This is a genomic window from Xanthomonas sp. NCPPB 901, assembly GCF_056725085.1.
Genome location: NZ_CM161511.1, coordinates 1834750 through 1851744, shown reverse-complemented (window position 1 = coordinate 1851744; position 16995 = coordinate 1834750). Strand labels below are relative to the sequence as shown.

Sequence of the window (16995 nt, the reverse complement as noted above, 5' to 3'; positions counted from 1 at the left end):
TTCGGACTTTCGGGTTCCCGCCTGTGCGGGAGCGACGCAGCCACCCACCGCGCGCGGCCACCCCCGCCGCGGCCACGATCGGATCGCGCCGCCGCGCGCTCCGACACATACCGAGCCCATGAACGCCACCGTCATTCCCGAAGCGATCACCGCGCCCCGCGGACGCGACCTGCGCGACGCCCGTGCCGACCGTCTGTTCCGCTGGATCCTCACCGCCACCGTCGTGTTCGTCCTCGTCGCCCTGGCCAGCGCGGCGCTGTCGATGCTGTGGGGCGGCCGCCACGCCCTGCAGCTGCAGGGCCTGAGCTTCTTCTATTCCAGCGAATGGAATCCGGTCGAGAACAAGTACGGCGCGCTGGCGCCGATCTACGGCACCCTGGTCACCGCGCTGATCGCGATGCTGATCGCGGTGCCGGTGAGCTACGGCATCGCATTCTTCCTCACCGAGGTATCGCCACGCTGGCTGCGCGGCCCGATCGGGACCGCGATCGAACTGCTGGCCGGCATTCCCTCGATCATCTACGGCATGTGGGGCCTGTTCGTGCTGGTACCGGTGATGACCGAGTACGGCACGCCGTGGCTCAACGACCACCTCGGCACGCTGCCGCTGATCGGCCCGATGTTCCAGGGCCCGCCACTGGGGATCGGCCTGCTCACCGCCGGTTTCGTGCTGGCGATCATGGTGATTCCGTTCATCTCCTCGGTGATGCGCGAAGTGTTCCTGACCGTGCCGACGCGGCTGAAGGAATCGGCCTACGCGCTGGGCTCGACCAGATGGGAAGTGAGTTGGGACATCGTGCTGCCCTACACCCGCTCGGCGGTGATCGGCGGCATCTTCCTGGGCCTGGGCCGCGCGCTCGGCGAGACCATGGCGGTGGCGTTCGTGGTCGGCAACACGGTGCGGCTGTCGCCGTCGCTGCTGGAGCCGGGCACCACCATCGCCGCGCTGATCGCCAACGACTTCGGCGAAGCCACCGAGACCTACCGCTCGGCGCTGCTGCTGCTCGGCTTCGTGCTGTTCATCGTGACCTTCATCGTGCTGGCGATCGCCCGCCTGATGCTGGCGCAACTGTCGCGCAAGGAGGGCAACTGAGATGGCCGCCGACGTCGCCCACCGCCTGTACAACCGCCGCCGCGTGGTCAACGTGTTCGCGCTGCTGCTGTCCTGCCTCACCGCACTGTTCGGGCTGGTGTTCCTGGGCTGGATCCTGTGGACGCTGCTGGCCAAGGGCATCGCCGGCATCAACCTCGACCTGTTCACCCGCATGACCCCGCCGCCGGGCGAAGAAGGCGGCCTGGCCAATGCGTTCTTCGGCAGCGCGGTGATGTGCGGCCTGGCGCTGCTGATCGGCACCCCGCTGGGCGTGGCCGCCGGTACCTGGCTGGCCGAATACGGCAACGCGCGCAAGACCGGCCAGGTGGTGCGCTTCGTCAACGACATCCTGCTGTCGGCGCCGTCGATCGTGCTCGGCCTGTTCGTGTACACGTTGTACGTGATGCAGACCGGCGGGCGCTTCTCGGCGCTGGCCGGTGCGCTGTCGCTGGCCTTCATCGTGCTGCCGGTGGTGGTGCGCACCACCGACGAGATGCTGCGCCTGGTACCGGCGCAGATGCGCGAAGCGGCGCTGTCCTTGGGCATTCCGCAATGGAAGGTGACCATCCAGGTGCTGTATCGCAGCGCCTCGGCCGGCATCGTCACCGGCGTGCTGCTGGCGCTGGCGCGGATCAGCGGCGAGACCGCGCCGCTGCTGTTCACCGCGTTCGGCAACCAGTACTGGAACAACAACATCATGCAGCCGATGGCGAGCGTCCCGGTGGTGATGAACTCCTTCGCCGGCAGCCCCTACCCCACCTGGCAGCAACTGGCCTGGTCGGGCGCCCTGGTGCTGACCGTGTTCGTGCTGCTGGTCAGCCTCGGCGCGCGCGGCATTCTGCGGCGCTACAAGACATCCAACGATTGAGCCCCCTATGGACCCGGCCATGAACGATCACCACAACGCCGCACCGATGCACCGCATCGCCATGCCCCATGGGCACACCGCACTGGCGCCGTCGCCGGTCAAGATCGCCGCGCGCGGCCTGGACTTCTACTACGACAAGTACCACGCGCTGAAGGGCATCAACCTGGAAGTGCCGGAGAAGCGCGTCACCGCGCTGATCGGCCCATCCGGCTGCGGCAAGTCCACCCTGCTGCGCATCTTCAACCGCATCTACGCGCTGTACCCGAAGCTGGAGGCGCGCGGCGAAGTGATGCTGGACGGCGAGAACATCCTGTCGCCGAAGTACCCGATGAACCGCCTGCGCAGCAAGGTCGGCATGGTGTTCCAGAAGCCGGTGCCGTTCCCGATGACCATCTTCGAGAACGTGGCCTACGGCATCCGCCACCACGAGAAGCTGTCCAAGGCGGACATGGCCGACCGGGTCGAGCACGCGCTGCGCCAGGGCGCGCTGTGGGACGAGGTCAAGGACAAGCTCGGGCAGAGCGCGCTGGGCCTGTCCGGCGGCCAGCAGCAGCGCCTGTGCATCGCCCGCGCGGTGGCGCTGCGCCCGGACGTGCTGCTGCTCGACGAGCCGACCTCGGCGCTGGACCCGATCTCGACCAGCCGCATCGAGCAATTGGTGGAAGAGCTGAAGAACGACTACACCATCGTCATCGTCACCCACAACATGCAGCAGGCCGCGCGCGTGTCCGACTACACCGCCTTCATGTACCTGGGCGACCTGATCGAGCACGACCGCACCGAAATCATCTTCTCGCAGCCGAACAAGCAGCAGACCGAAGACTACATCACCGGCCGTTTCGGCTGAGCCGCTGCGGCCGCCGCTGCCTCGCCGCAGCGGTCGCGCCCTTCCCGCGCGGGACGGGCGCACGGCGACGCCAGCACCGCACCGCCAGGCATGGCCGCGGCGACACCAACGCACTTATTGGACCTACCACATGAACACTCAGCCCAACGAGCACATCGTGAAGAGCTACGACGAAGAACAGCATCGCCTCGCCGCCGAGATCGTGCGCATGGGCGAGACCGCGGTGGCGCAGTTGGAAGCGGCACTGGACGTGGTCGAACGCCGCGACGACAACGCCGCGCTGCGTATCGTCGTCAACGACGAAGCGATCGACGCGCTCGAGCATTCCATCAGCCATGACGTGATGCGCCTGGCGCTGCGCGGGCCGATGGCGCGCGACCTGCGCGAGATCCTCGCCGGCCTGCGCATTCCCGCCGACGTCGAACGCATCGGCGACTACGCCGCCAACGTGGCCAAGCGCTCGATCGCGCTGAACATGTCGCCGCCGATGCCGCAGACCCTGGGCCTGCGCCAGCTCGGCAAGCTCGCCGCCGAACAGGTACGCGCGGCGCTGGCCGCCTACCAGCACAACGACGCCGACGCCGCGCTGCGGGTACGCCAGGGCGACGCGCAGCTCGATGCGCAGTACACCGCGCTGTTCCGCGAGCTGCTGACCTACATGATGGAAGACCCGCGCAACATCACCCCGTGCACGCACCTGCTGTTCATGGCCAAGAACCTGGAGCGGATCGGCGACCACGCCACCAACATCGCCGAGAACGTGTGGTTCCTGGTCCACGGCGACCAGCCGCTGCCGCCGCGCGACAAGCGCGACGAGACCAGTTCCACCAGCGGCATCTGATCCCGCCGCGCGGACCAGCCAGGCGCCGCTCCACCGTCGGGCGTCTCCGGCGCGCCGTGCGCGACGGGGCCTGTCGCGTCGTCGCGCACCGCCGCATGCAGCGCGCGGCGGCAACGGGTAGGCTTGGCGGACTCACCCGTCCATGGCCAGGAGCCCGCGCATGTCCACCACCTCTCGTCCGTCCTCCGTGCTCGCCGGTGCGGTCCTGCTGGGCGGGATCGGCCTGTCCGCTTCCGCCCTGGCCATGACCGACCTGGCCCAGGGCTATGCGCTGGGCGCGCAGGCCGCCGCCACGCCGCCGCAGGGCGCGCAGGCCAGCGCGCAGGCCGCGCCGACACCGGCGTCGCCGGCGCAGACCACCCAGGCCGCCGATCCGGCCAAGGCCAGCGAAGGCGGCTGCGGCGCCAAGGCCGGCGACGGCAGTTGCGGCGCGCACGCGCCGGCGGCGACACCGGCCAAGCCCGCGGCGGCGGCGGCCGCTGCCGCGGCCACGCCCCAGGCCAAGCACGACGACAAAGGCATGGCCGAAGGCAAGTGCGGCGAGGGCAAATGCGGTGGCAGCCTCTGAACCAAGGCCGCTGGCCGCGTCCAGTGCCGGCCTCGGGCTGCGTCGCGGCTTGCTGCAGGACTTGCTGCAGGCCCCAGCCGACGCGTTCGATTTCCTCGAATGCGCGCCGGACAACTGGATCGGCGTCGGCGGCCGTCCCGGGGAACTGCTGCAGACGCTGAGCGCGCGCCATCCGCTCAGTTGCCACGGCCTGTCGCTGTCGCTGGGCGGCGTGGCCGCGCTGGACACCACCCTGCTGCAGCAGACCCGGCAGTTCCTCGACCGGCATCGGGTCGCGCTGTACAGCGAACACCTCAGCTACAGCGCCGACGACGGCCAACTCTACGAACTGCTGCCGCTGCCGTTCACCGACGAGGCGGTGCGCCACGTCGGCGCACGCATCGCCCAGGTGCAGGACGCGCTGGGCCGCCGCATCGCGGTGGAAAACGTGTCCTATTACGCGGCGCCGGGACAGGCGATGAGCGAAGCCGCCTTCGTGACCGCAGTGCTCGCCGAGGCCGACTGCGACCTGCTGCTGGACGTCAACAACGTGCACGTCAACGCCTGCAACCACGGCGACGACGCGCTGGCCTTCCTCGCCGCCATGCCCAGCGCGCGCATCGCCTCGTACCACGTCGCCGGCCACCGCGACGACGCCGCCAGCGGGCTGAAGATCGACACCCATGCCGCGCCGGTGGCCGACCCGGTGTGGGCGCTGCTTGCCGCCGCCTACCGCCTGCACGGGGTGCGCCCGACCGTGCTGGAGCGCGACGGCCAGTTCCCGCCGCTGGGCGAGCTGCTGGACGAAGTGCAGCGCATCCGCGCCGCGCAGGCGCAGTCGCCTCACGCATGAGCGAGACCCTGCGCGCACAGCAGTTCGCACTGACCCTGCATTTGCGCGATCCGCAGCGGTACCCGCCGCCGGCGGACATCCCGCCGCGGCGGCTGGCGGTGTACCGCGCCCTGTTCTTCGACAACCTGGCGCAGCTGCTGGGCGGGCAGTTCCCGGTCCTGCGCGCCACCCTCGGGCAGGCCGACTGGACGGCGCTGCTGCGCGCGTTCTGCGCCGAGCACCGCGCTCGCACGCCGCTGTTCCCGCGCCTGGGCGAGGAACTGGTGGCGTTCCTGGAGCAGCGCCCGCCCGATCCGCAGCGTCCCTGGCTGGCCGAGCTGGCGCACTACGAAACCGTGGAACTGCAGGTGCAGATCGACGATGCCGCGCTGCCGCCGCACGATCCGCAGGGCGACCTGCTCGAGGGCATCCCGCAACTGTCGCCCTGGCTGCGCCTGCTGCGCTATCGCTGGCCGGTGCAGCGCATTGGCCCGTCCTGGCAGCCGGACACGGCGCCGGCGCAGCCGACCTGCCTGCTGGCGCGGCGCGAGGCCGACGGCCAGGTGCGCTTCGCCGAACTGGCGCCGCTGGCCTACGCCGTGCTGGCGGCGCTGCAGCCCGGCACGCGCAGCGGGCGGGCGCTGCTGCTGGACCTCGCCGCCGCGCACGGCCTCGCACCGGACGCCCTGCTGCACGAGGGCGCGGCCCTGCTGGAGCGGCTGCGCGCGCAGGGCAGCGTGCTCGGCACGCGTCTGCCGGGGTGACGCGGCGGCGGCCGCCCGCCGCGCTCTGCTAACCTTGGCGGATGAACGATTCGGTCGACAGCCCCTCGCAACCTTTGGTCATCACCCCGATGTCGCGGCGTTTCCGCGGCTATCTGCCGGTGGTGGTGGACGTGGAAACCGGCGGTTTCGACTGGAACAAGCATGCGCTGCTGGAGATCGCGGTGGTGCCGATCGAGATGGACGATTTCGGCCAGCTGTATCCGGGCGTCACCGCCAGCGCGCACGTGGTGCCGGCGCCCGGCACCCTGATCGACCCCAAGTCGCTGGAGGTCACCGGCATCGTCCTGGACCACCCGTTCCGCTTCGCCAAGCCCGAACGCGAGGCGCTGGACCACGTGTTCGCGCCGGTGCGCGCGGCGGTGAAGAAGTACGGCTGCCAGCGCGCCATCCTGGTCGGCCACAACGCCCATTTCGACCTCAACTTCCTCAACGCCACGGTCGCCCGCTGCGGCCACAAGCGCAATCCGTTCCATCCCTTCAGCGTGTTCGACACTGTCACCCTGGCCGGCATCGCCTACGGCCAGACCGTGCTGGCGCGCGCGGTGCAGGCCGCCGGCTTCGACTGGAACGCCGCCGACGCGCACAGCGCGGTCTACGACACCGAGCAGACCGCACGCCTGTTCTGCAAGATCGCCAACGCCTGGCCGGCGCCGCCGGTCGGTGCGGCGCCATAGCCGCGGCGTGTATTGCACGACGCGCGCGCCGCCGTCGCATTGGCCCGGGGGCATTGCGGCCGAACGACCCGTGGTAGCGCCGCGCGCTCGCGGGCAGCGGCTCGCATGACCCGCCACCTGCTGTTCGTCTGCAGCCGCAACCGGCTGCGCAGCCCCACCGCCGAACAGGTGTTCGCGACCTGGCCCGGCGTGGAAACCGCCTCGGCCGGCGTCCACCACGACGCGGACACCCCAATCACCCCGGAATTGCTGGCCTGGGCGGACATCGTCTTCGTCATGGAACCGGCACACCGCGCCAAGCTGTCGCGCCGTTTCAAGCGCCACCTCGGCCGCGCACGCATCGTCTGCCTCGACATCCCCGACGACTACGGCTACATGGATCCGGCGCTGGTGCAGGTGCTGACCGCGACGGTGTCGCGGCACCTGCCGGCGCGCTGATCCGGCGCTCGCCCGCTGCATGCAGCGCCGCGCAACCGGCATCGGCGCTCTGCGCGCGTGCTACGCTCGCCGCCGCGCCGGCATGGGCGCTTACAAGGACAACGGCATCATGCAAGCATGGAAGCGCCGCAGCATCGGCATTCTCGACATTGGCGGATCCGGCATCGGCATCCTTGCCATCCTCAGCCAGGTGCCGCACCTGCGGCAACCGGCCGACTGGATCATCTGTGCCGCATTCGCCGCGCTCTATGGCTGGGGTATCTACTGTGGCACACAGCTGCTGGAAGGCCGGCCGAACGCGGCCCGCGCCAATCGGGCGTTCTGGCTGGCGCAGGTGCCGGCCTTCAACAGTCCGTGGGCCAGCTACGTGTTCACCTGCGGCTTTCATCTCACCGCCGGCGTGGAGTTCGCCCCGCTCAAGTTTGGCGCGAACTTCATGCTCGGCAGCCGCTTCATGTTCACCCTGTTCCGGCCGGAGGGCGCGAGCTTCTTGGGGCTGAACCTGTTCGCGCTGGCGATCGCCCTGGTCCTGGCGCAGCAACTGCGCCGCCGCACAGATACCGGGACCGAAGCAGTCACTGCACCACCGCACGACAACGCGCCTCATGGCGAGCCGTGACACCGAACGTACCCCAGTGAACAAAACCAACGCCCTGACCTTGCTGCGCGCGCAGCAACCGCTGCCCGACGACGACAAGCTCACCCAGCACCTGATCGACGCCTATGAGGCGGCCAGACGGCTGTTTGTCGCCGATCCCGATCGCGCCGCGCTGCCGCTGTTCCTGCGCTCCTTCGGCACCGGCGATGGCTGGGGCGTCTATCCGTTGGTCGAGGACGTGTTCCATGCCTGCGACCGCAGCGACACCGTCGCCGCGATCCGGGAGGCGCTGGAAGATCCCACGCTGCCCGACGGCAGCCGCTACTGGGTCACGCAGTTGTCGGCGGCCTTTGCGGCTCCGGCTATGCGCGGAGGCCTGGCCCTGTCGTTGCGGTCGGACCATGCGGACACCCGCGAGGCCGCGCAGATGGCGCTAGAACTGCTGGACGACCCCGGCCCGCACTGAATAACGGTTTGTGGTGCCCAGGACGTGCAGCGCCTAACGACAGCGCCCGATCCGCAGCCGTCCGCGTTCTCAGCCCACGCACACCCGATCGCGCCCCATTCCCTTGGCCCGGTACAGGGCGCCGTCGGCGCGCTGCAGCCACTGGCTCGGCGTCTCGTCCGCGCGCAGCGCGACCAGGCCGCCGCTGAAGGTGACGCGCAGCGCCGGCGCCTCGGGCGCCCACTGCAGCCGCGCATGGAACAGGTCGCGCAGGCGCGCGGCCATGCGCTCGGCGTCGGCCAGCGTGGTGTCGCCGAGCAGCACCACGAACTCCTCGCCGCCCAGGCGCGCCGGCAGGTCGGAGGCGCGGCAGGCGTTCAGCAGCAGTTGCCCGACCTCGCGCAGCACCGCATCGCCGGTGGCATGCGAGTAGCCGTCGTTGATCTGCTTGAAGCGGTCGATGTCCATCACCAGCAGGCACAGCGGCGTGCCGCTGCGCTGCGCGCGCTGCATGCTGCGCACCAGCACCTCGTCGAAGTGACGCCGGTTCGGCAACGCGGTCAGCGCATCCTCGTGCGCCAGGCGCTCGAACGCGGCGGCCTGCCGCTGCAGTTCCGCCAGCAACTGGCTCTTTTCGGCATCGGCCTGCAACAGGCGCTCGGTCTGCAGGCGCAGCGCGCTGGTGCGCCGCTCCACCAGCCGTTCCAGGCGCAGGGCGCGACGCTTGTAGCGCGCGATCAGGTAGCGGTACAGCAGCACCAGCGCCAGCAGCAGCGCCGCCAAGGCTGCCGCCTGCACGCTGTGCCGCTGCCACCATAGCGGCGCGACGCTGAAGTGCCACACCGCCTCGCGGGTGCTCCAGACGCCGTCCGGATGCGCCGCGGCCACGTGCAGGGTGTAGTCGCCCGGCGGCAGGCCGACGAACTCCACGCTGCGCTGGTTGCCGCGCTCGACCCAATCGCTGTCCAGACCGTCGAGCCGGGTGCGGTAGCGGATGCGCTCGGGCAGCAGATAGCTCAGGCCGACATAGGACACGCTGATGCGCTTGGCGCCAGGCAGCTGCGACCTGCCCCGCCAGGGAAACGGCTGACCGTCCAGCAGCACGTTCTCGATCGCCGCCGGCGGCGGCAACCGATCGCGGAAGCGTGCCAGGCGCCGCGGATCGACCATGCTGACGCCGCCGGCGGTGACCAGCCACACGCTGCCGTCGTGGCGCACGATCATCGACGGCCCGGAGCTGCCGTTGCCCTGGGCGTTGGACATGCCGTCGATCTCGTCGTAGCGGCTCACCTGCAACCGCGCCTGGCGGCCGTCGGCGACCGCATCCAGCGCCGCCGCGGTGGTGCGCAGCACGCCGCGGTTGCTGCTGATCCAGACGTTGCCGAGGCGGTCGCGGACGAGCTGGAATACCGTATCCACCGGCATGCCCTGCTCCAGCCCGACCCGTGCCAGGCGGCCGTCGCGGTCGCGGTACAGGCCGCGGTCGGTGGAGATCCACATGTCCCGGCCCAGCGCCTGGAAGCCGAACACGGTGCGCGCGCCGCCCAGCGGTTCCAGCGCCAACTTCCGCACCTGCCCGTCGCGCAGCACCGCCGCGCCTTCGACCGAGCCGATCCACAGCGCACCGTCGACGCTGGCCAGGGCGGTGATCAGGCCGCGCGGCAGGCCGGGCACGTCCGGCACCGACAGCCGGTCGCCGTCGATGCGCCTCACTCCGCTGCGCGTGCCGATCCAGACCGTGCCGGCGGCATCGACGCTGAGCGCGCGCACCTGGCCGCTGGGCAGGCCGTCGCCCGGCCCGTAGTGGCGCACCACGCGGCCATCGCGCAAGCGGGATACGCCGTCGGCGTAGGTGCCCATCCACAGGTCGCCGTCGCTGCCGCGCGCCAGGCTCAGCACCGATGGCGCGTCGCGCAGCGCGACCGGGCTGATGCGGCCGTCCGGCGCCATCCGGTCCAGGCCGGCGGCGCTGCCGATCCACAGCGCGCCGTCCGGGGTCTCCAGCAGCGCGCGCACGTAGTCGCCACTGAGCCCGTCGCGGCGGGTGTAGCCGGCGAACAGGGTCTCGCGCAGGCGGAACAGGCCGCCGTTGGCGCCGATCCAGATGCTGCCCTCGGCATCCTGCAGCAGGCTGACGATGCGCCCGTTGGGCAGCACGTCGCCCGGCAGCATGCGCTCGATGCCGTGCGCACTGATCCGCAGCAGCCCCTGGTTCTCCGTACCCAGCCAGGTCGCGCCGTCGCGGTCGCGCAGCATCGAGGTGAAATGGCCATAGCCCGGCAGGTGCTGCACCAGCACCGCGCGCTCGCCCTGCAACCGGTACAGGTTCTCCCCGGCCACCAGCCACAGCGAGCCGTCCGGCGCCCGGTACGGCCAGGCCAGTCCCGGCGGCAGACCGAACGCGGCCGGCGCGCGCCGCAGCACGCCCTGCCGGTCGCGGTACAGCAGGCCATCGAGACTGCCGATCCAGACCCGCCCCTGGTCGTCGGCGGCCAGATGCGGGAAGCTCGCCGCCAACGGCAGGTCGCGCGGCGCCGGCTGGTAATCGAAGCGTCCGTCCGGCCACAGGCAGCCCAGGCCGTTGCCCTCGAACAGCAGCCACATGCGGCCGTCGCGGTCCTGGGTCATGGCGTGGATCAGCGCGCGCGGCCAGCCCGGCGGCTGCAGCCAGAAGCGCCAGCGGCCGGCCGCATCGTGGCGGCCGAGATTGCCGCGCGAGTCGCTGAGCCACAGCGCGCCGGCGCGATCCACGTACAGCGAACCGACGCCGTTGTCGGGCAGGCCCGGCCGGGTGCTGCGGTCGATGACGGTGAAGTCCAGGCCGTTGTAGCGCACCAGCCCTTCCCAGGTGGCGAACCACAGGCGACCGTCCGGGGTCTGCGCCAGATCGCGCAGGGAGTTGTGCGGCAGGCCGTTGCGCGAGGTCCAGGAATCGATCGCGTAGTCGCGCAGCGGCGGCACGCCGTCGGCGGTGCCTTCGGCGGCGGCGCGCCAGGCCACGCCCAGCGCCAGCAGCAGGATCAGCAGCAACGGCCAGGCGAACGGCCACGTGCGCCCGCGGTCACACGCGAGCACCGCCTCCCCCCTCCCCCTGGCAACGGTCACTGTCCCGACCCGATCCGGCGCAGGCGGGGCGCGACAGGACCCTGGCGCGGGGGGCCAGAGTCGAGGGGACGGGGGCGACGCAGACTCATTACAGGAACGGAACACGGGACGAGCGCCCATGGTAGGCAAAAAAGCGGCGCCGCGTGTGTAGGCGGTAGCAGAGCCCCGGCAAAGGGCATGTGAAGATTGCGCGGCGGTTAAGCCCGGGGCGGCTTGGTGTCCGCGAGGGGCTTCGCCCCCGTCCCCTCACCCCAACCCCTCTCTCGGGGGGAGAGGGGCTTTGTTTGCGCCCGGCAATGAGGGGCGCCGCCGACATCGCATGCCGCCGCGCTCAGCCCATGCGCTGGCGCACCGCCTCGAACAGGGTCACGCCGGCGGCGACCGAGACGTTGAGGCTCTCGATCTCGCCCGGCATCGGGATCCGCACCAGGCCGTCGCAATGCTCGCGGGTCAGCCGGCGCAGGCCGTCGGACTCGCCGCCCAGCACCAGCGCCACGTTGCCGCGCAGGTCCTGCGCGTACAGCGAGGTCTCGGCCTCGCCGGCCAGGCCGTAGATCCACACGCCCTGCTTCTGCAGGTCGCGCAGGCAGCGCGCCAGGTTGGTCACCGCCACGATCGGCAGGCGGTCGGCGGCGCCGGCCGAGGTCTTGCGCACGGTGGCGTTGACCGGGGCCGACTTGTCCTTGGGAATCACCACCGCGGTGACCCCGGCCGCGGCGGCGCTGCGCAGGCAGGCGCCGAGGTTGTGCGGGTCCTGCACGCCGTCCAGCACCAGCAGCAGGGCACGGCCCTCGGCGGCGCTGACCAGGCCTTCCAGTTCGCTCTCGGCCCAGGTGCGCGCCGCGGCGTAGCGCGCGGCCACGCCCTGGTGCCGCACCGCGCCGCCGACGCCGTCCAGCGCCTGGGTGTTCACCCGTCGCACGTCGATGCCCTTGCGCCGCGCGTTCTCCTCGATCTCCTGCAGGCGCGGATTCTTGCTGCCCGCCTCCACCAGCACCTCGCGCACGTTGTCCGCGTCGTTCTCGATCGACGAGGCCACGGCATTGACGCCGACGATCCACTGGTTCTGCTTGCTCATGAGGCGGGACTACGCGAAAGGAAAGCGGGCATGGTAGGGGTTGTGGCCGCTGGCGTCATGCCTGGGGGCCGGGATTGGGGATTGGCAAAAGCGGGGGGCTGCCGCCTCGATGCTTCGCGGTTGCTGTCTGGCGCCTACACGACAGCAGACATCCAACTGAGCAAATGTTGTGGGAGGGACTTCAGTCCCGACGACGGGCGGCCTGAATGCCTGCCCGCTTGCCGGCCGCCACCTGTCGCCTGCGACAGCATCGCCGCGGGCCGCGGCGGTGGCGGCAGACGCGCGCCTTCCTATCAGGCCGGCCAATGCTCGGTATCGTGGTCCGGATGCTGGCGCGAGACGATATCGGCCAGGAACGGCGCGGCGGCCAGATCGCCTTCGGTGCGGGTCGCCGACAGGCGATGCAGGGTGTCCACGAACGGCAGCTTCGCTTCGACGCCGTACTGGATGGTCGGCGGCAAGGCCTCCGGATGGTCGAAGGCGCCGGCCGCGATGGCGACGCCGTCCGGGGCCTCATAGGTCAGCGGCGTGCCGCAGTCGGCGCAGAAGCCGCGCTGCACCAGGTTGGACGAGGCGAAGCGCCTGGGCGCGCCGCGGGTCCAGGTCAGTTCCGCGCCGCGGGTGGAGACCAGCGGTGCGTAGTAGGCGCCGAACGCCTTCTGGCACATCCGGCAATGGCAGATCGAGGCGTCGTGCAGCCGTCCGCGCACCCGGAAACGCACCGCGCCGCATTGGCAACCGCCGCTGTACTCCTGCTCCATGTCTGCTCTCCGTTGCGAACCGCATCGCGCAGTCGGCGCCTCCCGCACCAGGGGCGGGGAGGCGCGAGCGCGGCGGCCCGCCAGGCGGTCCGCCGCGACGCTGCGCCGTCAGTACTTCTTTTTCTTGCGCTTGGCCGGCTGCCCGCGCGGCGGCGGCGGCGGCAACGCCTCGTGAGCCGACGAGCCCTCCTCGACCAGCCGGAAGTCGATCTTGCGTTCCTCCATGCTCGCCTTCAGCACCAGGATGCGCACGCGGTCGCCCAGGCGGAACTCGCGCCCGCGGCGCTCGCCGGTCAGGGTCTTGCGGGTGGCGTCGAACTGGTAATAGTCCTGCGGCAACTGGGTCACGTGGATCAGGCCGTTGACCTTGGACTGGTCCAGCTCGACGAACAGGCCGAAGCTGGTGACGCCGCTGACCACGCCGTCGAACTGCCCGCCGACGTGCTTCTCCATCCACGCCGCGCGGTAGCGCTCGTCGACCTCGCGCTCGGCCTCGTCGGCGCGGCGCTCGCGCTCGGAGCACTGCAACGCCAGCGCCGCCATCTCGCGCGGTGCATACAGGTACTTGTCCGGCGCGCCGCGGGTCAGCGCGTACTTGATCGCACGGTGCACCAGCAGATCCGGATAGCGGCGGATCGGCGAGGTGAAGTGCGCGTAAGCCTCCAGCGCCAGGCCGAAGTGGCCGGCGTTGTCGGGCGAGTACACCGCCATGCTCTGGCTGCGCAGCAGCACCGATTCCAGCAGCGCCGCGTCCGGGCGCTCGCGCACCTTCTTCAGCAGCTTGGTGTAGTCGCCCGGCACCACCTTGCTCCACGCCGGCAGGCTCAGCTTGAATTCCTTGAGGAACTCCAGCAGGTCGGCGTACTTGGATTCCGGCGGCCGCTCGTGCACGCGGAACGGCGCCGGCACGCGCGTCTCCAGCAGGTAGCGCGCCGCGGCCACGTTGGCGGCGATCATGCATTCCTCGATCAGCTTGTGCGCGTCGTTGCGCACCAGCATGCCGGCCTGGGTCACTTCGCCGGTGTTGTCCAGCACGAAGCGCACTTCCGAGGACTCGAACTCGATCGCGCCGCGGCGCGCACGCGCCTTGGCCAGGATCTGGTAGAGCTGATGCAGGCGCTCCAGCTGCGGCAGCACCGCCGCCACGTCCTTGCGCACCTGCTCGTCCTTCTCGCCTACCGCCTGCCACACCTGTTCGTAGGTGAGCCGCGCGTGCGAGTTCATCACCGCCTCGTAGAAGCGCGCGCCGCTCACCTCGCCCTGGCGGTCGATCTGCATGTCGCAGACGAAGCACATGCGGTCGACCTTGGGGTTGAGCGAGCAGATGCCGTTGGACAGCGTCTCCGGCAGCATCGGCACCACGAAGCCGGGGAAGTACACCGACGTCGCGCGCCTCGCCGCCTCGGTATCCAGCGGCGTGCCCGGACGCACGTAGTGCGACACGTCGGCGATCGCCACCACCAGGCGGAAACCGTCGGCGTTGGACTCGCAGAACACCGCGTCGTCGAAGTCCTTGGCGTCGGCGCCGTCGATAGTCACCAGCGGCGTCTGCCGCAGGTCCACGCGGCCCTTGATCGCCGCCGGCTCCACCGTCAGCGGCACCGCCGCGGCTTCGTCCAGCACCGCCTGCGGGAATTCATAGGGCAATTCGTGGCCGTGGATCGCCGCCTCCACCAACAGCGACGGGGTCAGCTTGTCGCCCAGCACCGCGATGATCTTGCCGATCGGCGGGCGCCGCGCATCCGGCGCGGAAGTGAGTTCGCACACCACCAGCTGCCCGTCGCGGGCCTCGCCGACGGCGTCGGCGGGGATCTGCACGTTGCGCTGGATGCGCTTGTCGTCCGGCACCACGAACGCGATGCCGGCTTCCAGGCTGAAACGGCCGATCAGCCGGGTCAGGCCACGCTCGAGCACGCGCGCGATGCTGCCCTCGCGACGGCCGCGGCGGTCGATGCCGGTGACGTTGGCCAGCGCACGGTCGCCATGCAGCACCTTGCGCATCTCGTAGGGCGGCAGGAACAGGTCGTCGCCGCCCTCGTCCGGGCGCAGGAAGCCGAAGCCGTCCGGGTTGGCGATCACCACGCCGGCGATCAGGTTGGTCTGCTGCAGCGGCGCGTAGCCGCCGCGACGGTTCTGCACCAGTTGCGCCTCGCGCAGCATCGCGCCCAGGCGCTTGCTCAGCGCTTCCTTGCGCGCCGGCTCGGTCAGGCCGAGCTGTTCGGCCAGTTCGTCCAGGGTCTGCGGGCCATCGCAGCGTTCGAGCAGTTGCAGGATCGCCTCGCGGCTGGCGATCGGTTCGGCGTAGCGCTCGGCCTCGCGCGCGGCATAGGGATCATGGATCGGCGCGGGCGTGCCGGCCGGTGCGGCGGGCGGCGGCGAGGTGGGGTGCAGGGGCTGCAGCGGCGGCTTGGGGCCGCGGCGCAGGAAACTGGGCATCCAGGCGGGCAGACGCGATTTCTTCGGCGTCTCGGCGGCGGGGGTGTCGTTGGACGGGGAGTTGCCGGGCTTGCCGGACTTGCTTTTGCGAGTTGTCATCCGGGCATGGTACTCCCATGCAGGTGGCCGCCACCGGAACCGGGCCGTGCCGCCGCCGCGAACGCGCACCCCAGAAACGACGAAGCCCGCGTCAGCGGGCCGGTCGGTGCGAGAGTTCAGCGCTCTCGCGATGTTGCCTGTGGTGCCCAGGAGAGGACTCGAACCTCCACGGTTTTACCCGCTAGTACCTGAAACTAGTGCGTCTACCAATTCCGCCACCTGGGCGCTGAAGGCCGCGAATTCTGCGGTGCCTGCGCGACCTTGTCAACGCCTATTTTGCGTGCGGCCGCGATCGCCTGCGTCGACGAAGGGATCCGCGCACGCCATGCGGCGGCGCCAAGCACGCACCGGCGCCGCGCGGCGGTGCACCCGCGTACGTTTGAGCGGCGCGCGGATTCGGCGGAAAACCGCATGCGCAGTGCCGATTCCGACACGGCGCTGTCACAAACGGACCTGCTTCGAAGATGCGCCGTGACGGCAACGGGAGTTCGCGATTTTGTCGGTTGACCCGGCGCGGCACCCCGCTAGTTTGCATCCGGCAATCCGTCGCCCTCCCCCACGCTCCGGAGCATCCCCCATGCACAGCCCGTCCGCCTCCCTGCTTGCCGCTGCCCTGTTCGCCAGCGCCACCAGCGCCTCCGCCGCCACGGCCGGCGCCGACGACGCCACGCTCGGCTCGCTCACCCAGATCCAACGCGCCCTGGACAGCGGCGCCTCGGTCGCCGTGGCGATCGACCTGAGCCAATGCACGCCCACCTCCGGCGGCGCCACGCCCAGCCAGACCCGCGGCGGCCTGCGCATCGGCGCCTACCGCGTCACCGCCGACGGCACCCTGTCCTTCGCCGACGAACACGTGACCGTCGGCCGCGACGGCAAGCCGATCCAGCAGTTCCTGCGCTACCAGGTGCATCCGGACAACACGGTGGACTTCACCATGTTCGTGTTCGCCCTGCCCAGCTACCAGCAGACCGGCAATACCCTGGGCTATCGCTGCGCGATCAACCAGGGCCTGCGCTTCAACGTCGGCTACTGAGGACGCGCGCGATGCGCACGCGACGGCGGTGCAACGCCGCTGTCGCAAAACGCTTGACAGCACTCGCCGCGGCGCGCAGAATTCTCGTTCTGAGTTGCCCAGGTGGCGGAATTGGTAGACGCACTAGTTTCAGGTACTAGCGGGTAAAACCGTGGAGGTTCGAGTCCTCTCCTGGGCACCACGACCGACAGGTCGAGAAAGATCTCAAAACCCGCTTCGGCGGGTTTTTTGTTGGCTGCGTGCAGGCCGCGGCGTTCAACGCTGCGGCGGACGCAATGGACCGATGTCCACGCGCACGCCCTTCACCCACACCTCCACCTTGTAGGCACGGTAGCCCGGGTTGTGGCGTTCGGCCGCCCGCGCGGCCAGGTAGGCATTGGCCGCATGCACCAGCACCTGCAAGGTCGGCTCCAGTTGCGCGACGCGCCGGAGTCTCACTTCGTAGGTGGCCATGCGCCCTCCCCCACGCACCGGCAGGCGCCGCGTCGTGCCGCTGCCGGCCAACGCATGGCGGC

At 70.5% G+C, this 16995-nt stretch carries 17 protein-coding genes and 2 tRNA genes; 13 read left to right on the top strand and 6 right to left on the bottom strand.

Features of this window, described 5'->3' with window-relative positions; genetic code table 11:
• Positions 1–118: 118 nt before the first annotated feature.
• From pstC to AC1PME_RS07535, 11 genes are all read left to right on the top strand, one after another.
• Positions 119–1093 carry a phosphate ABC transporter permease subunit PstC gene (pstC, locus tag AC1PME_RS07585; protein ID WP_254461008.1) on the top strand — a complete coding sequence of 325 codons (975 nt, stop codon included), beginning with the start codon at positions 119–121 and terminating at the stop codon, positions 1091–1093.
• Position 1094: 1 nt separating this feature from the next.
• Complete coding sequence (gene pstA, locus AC1PME_RS07580; RefSeq protein WP_254461007.1) at positions 1095–1961, top strand: phosphate ABC transporter permease PstA; 867 nt, start codon at positions 1095–1097, stop codon at positions 1959–1961.
• Positions 1962–1980: 19 nt separating this feature from the next.
• A complete protein-coding gene (gene pstB, locus AC1PME_RS07575) occupies positions 1981–2808 on the top strand; it encodes a phosphate ABC transporter ATP-binding protein PstB (protein WP_254461006.1) in 828 nt (275 codons plus the stop codon).
• A gap of 130 nt (positions 2809–2938) precedes the next feature.
• Positions 2939–3649 (top strand): phosphate signaling complex protein PhoU, encoded by a 711-nt coding sequence (phoU, locus tag AC1PME_RS07570; RefSeq protein WP_254461005.1) that lies wholly within the window; start codon positions 2939–2941, stop codon positions 3647–3649.
• Between the two features lie 160 nt (positions 3650–3809).
• The gene (locus AC1PME_RS07565; protein WP_481097772.1) at positions 3810–4217 is read left to right on the top strand and encodes an HvfA family oxazolone/thioamide-modified RiPP metallophore; all 408 of its coding nucleotides are present in this window, start codon (positions 3810–3812) and stop codon (positions 4215–4217) included.
• Positions 4204–5049 (top strand): HvfB family MNIO-type RiPP peptide maturase, encoded by an 846-nt coding sequence (locus AC1PME_RS07560; protein WP_481097771.1) that lies wholly within the window; start codon positions 4204–4206, stop codon positions 5047–5049. The genes AC1PME_RS07565 and AC1PME_RS07560 overlap by 14 nt, the downstream gene beginning before the upstream one ends.
• Complete coding sequence (locus AC1PME_RS07555; protein ID WP_481097770.1) at positions 5046–5792, top strand: HvfC family RiPP maturation protein; 747 nt, start codon at positions 5046–5048, stop codon at positions 5790–5792. Before AC1PME_RS07560 ends, AC1PME_RS07555 begins: the two co-directional genes overlap by 4 nt.
• 41 nt (positions 5793–5833) lie before the next feature.
• Positions 5834–6487, top strand: a complete 654-nt coding sequence (gene rnt / locus AC1PME_RS07550) for a ribonuclease T (protein ID WP_017911007.1) — start codon at positions 5834–5836, stop codon at positions 6485–6487.
• A 105-nt stretch (positions 6488–6592) separates the two neighbouring features.
• Positions 6593–6925: a low molecular weight protein tyrosine phosphatase family protein gene (locus AC1PME_RS07545; RefSeq protein WP_481097769.1), complete on the top strand. Its 333-nt coding sequence runs from the start codon at positions 6593–6595 to the stop codon at positions 6923–6925.
• Between the two features lie 19 nt (positions 6926–6944).
• Positions 6945–7544 carry a hypothetical protein gene (locus AC1PME_RS07540; RefSeq protein WP_481097768.1) on the top strand — a complete coding sequence of 200 codons (600 nt, stop codon included), beginning with the start codon at positions 6945–6947 and terminating at the stop codon, positions 7542–7544.
• Positions 7531–7989, top strand: a complete 459-nt coding sequence (locus AC1PME_RS07535) for a hypothetical protein (RefSeq protein WP_481097767.1) — start codon at positions 7531–7533, stop codon at positions 7987–7989. Before AC1PME_RS07540 ends, AC1PME_RS07535 begins: the two co-directional genes overlap by 14 nt.
• 69 nt (positions 7990–8058) lie before the next feature.
• On the opposite strand, the gene AC1PME_RS07530 is transcribed toward AC1PME_RS07535, so the two are convergent.
• From AC1PME_RS07530 to AC1PME_RS07510, 5 genes are all read right to left on the bottom strand, one after another.
• Positions 8059–10998 (bottom strand): diguanylate cyclase, encoded by a 2940-nt coding sequence (locus AC1PME_RS07530; protein ID WP_481098086.1) that lies wholly within the window; start codon positions 10996–10998, stop codon positions 8059–8061.
• 406 nt (positions 10999–11404) lie between these two features.
• Entirely contained in the window at positions 11405–12151 is a 747-nt protein-coding gene (gene rlmB, locus AC1PME_RS07525) for a 23S rRNA (guanosine(2251)-2'-O)-methyltransferase RlmB (RefSeq protein ID WP_254460998.1), read from the bottom strand.
• A gap of 293 nt (positions 12152–12444) precedes the next feature.
• The gene (locus tag AC1PME_RS07520) at positions 12445–12912 is read right to left on the bottom strand and encodes a GFA family protein (protein ID WP_254460997.1); all 468 of its coding nucleotides are present in this window, start codon (positions 12910–12912) and stop codon (positions 12445–12447) included.
• 108 nt (positions 12913–13020) lie between these two features.
• A complete protein-coding gene (gene rnr, locus AC1PME_RS07515) occupies positions 13021–15447 on the bottom strand; it encodes a ribonuclease R (protein WP_481097766.1) in 2427 nt (808 codons plus the stop codon).
• A 140-nt stretch (positions 15448–15587) separates the two neighbouring features.
• Positions 15588–15672, bottom strand: a tRNA-Leu gene (locus AC1PME_RS07510).
• 352 nt (positions 15673–16024) lie between these two features.
• Between AC1PME_RS07510 and AC1PME_RS07505 the strand changes: the two genes are divergently transcribed.
• Positions 16025–16480: a VirK family protein gene (locus AC1PME_RS07505; RefSeq protein ID WP_481097765.1), complete on the top strand. Its 456-nt coding sequence runs from the start codon at positions 16025–16027 to the stop codon at positions 16478–16480.
• A gap of 96 nt (positions 16481–16576) precedes the next feature.
• Positions 16577–16661: transfer RNA gene (locus AC1PME_RS07500), tRNA-Leu, on the top strand.
• A gap of 74 nt (positions 16662–16735) precedes the next feature.
• Here the strand turns inward: AC1PME_RS07500 and AC1PME_RS07495 are convergent.
• Entirely contained in the window at positions 16736–16933 is a 198-nt protein-coding gene (locus AC1PME_RS07495; protein WP_254460993.1) for a hypothetical protein, read from the bottom strand.
• Positions 16934–16995: the final 62 nt, after the last annotated feature.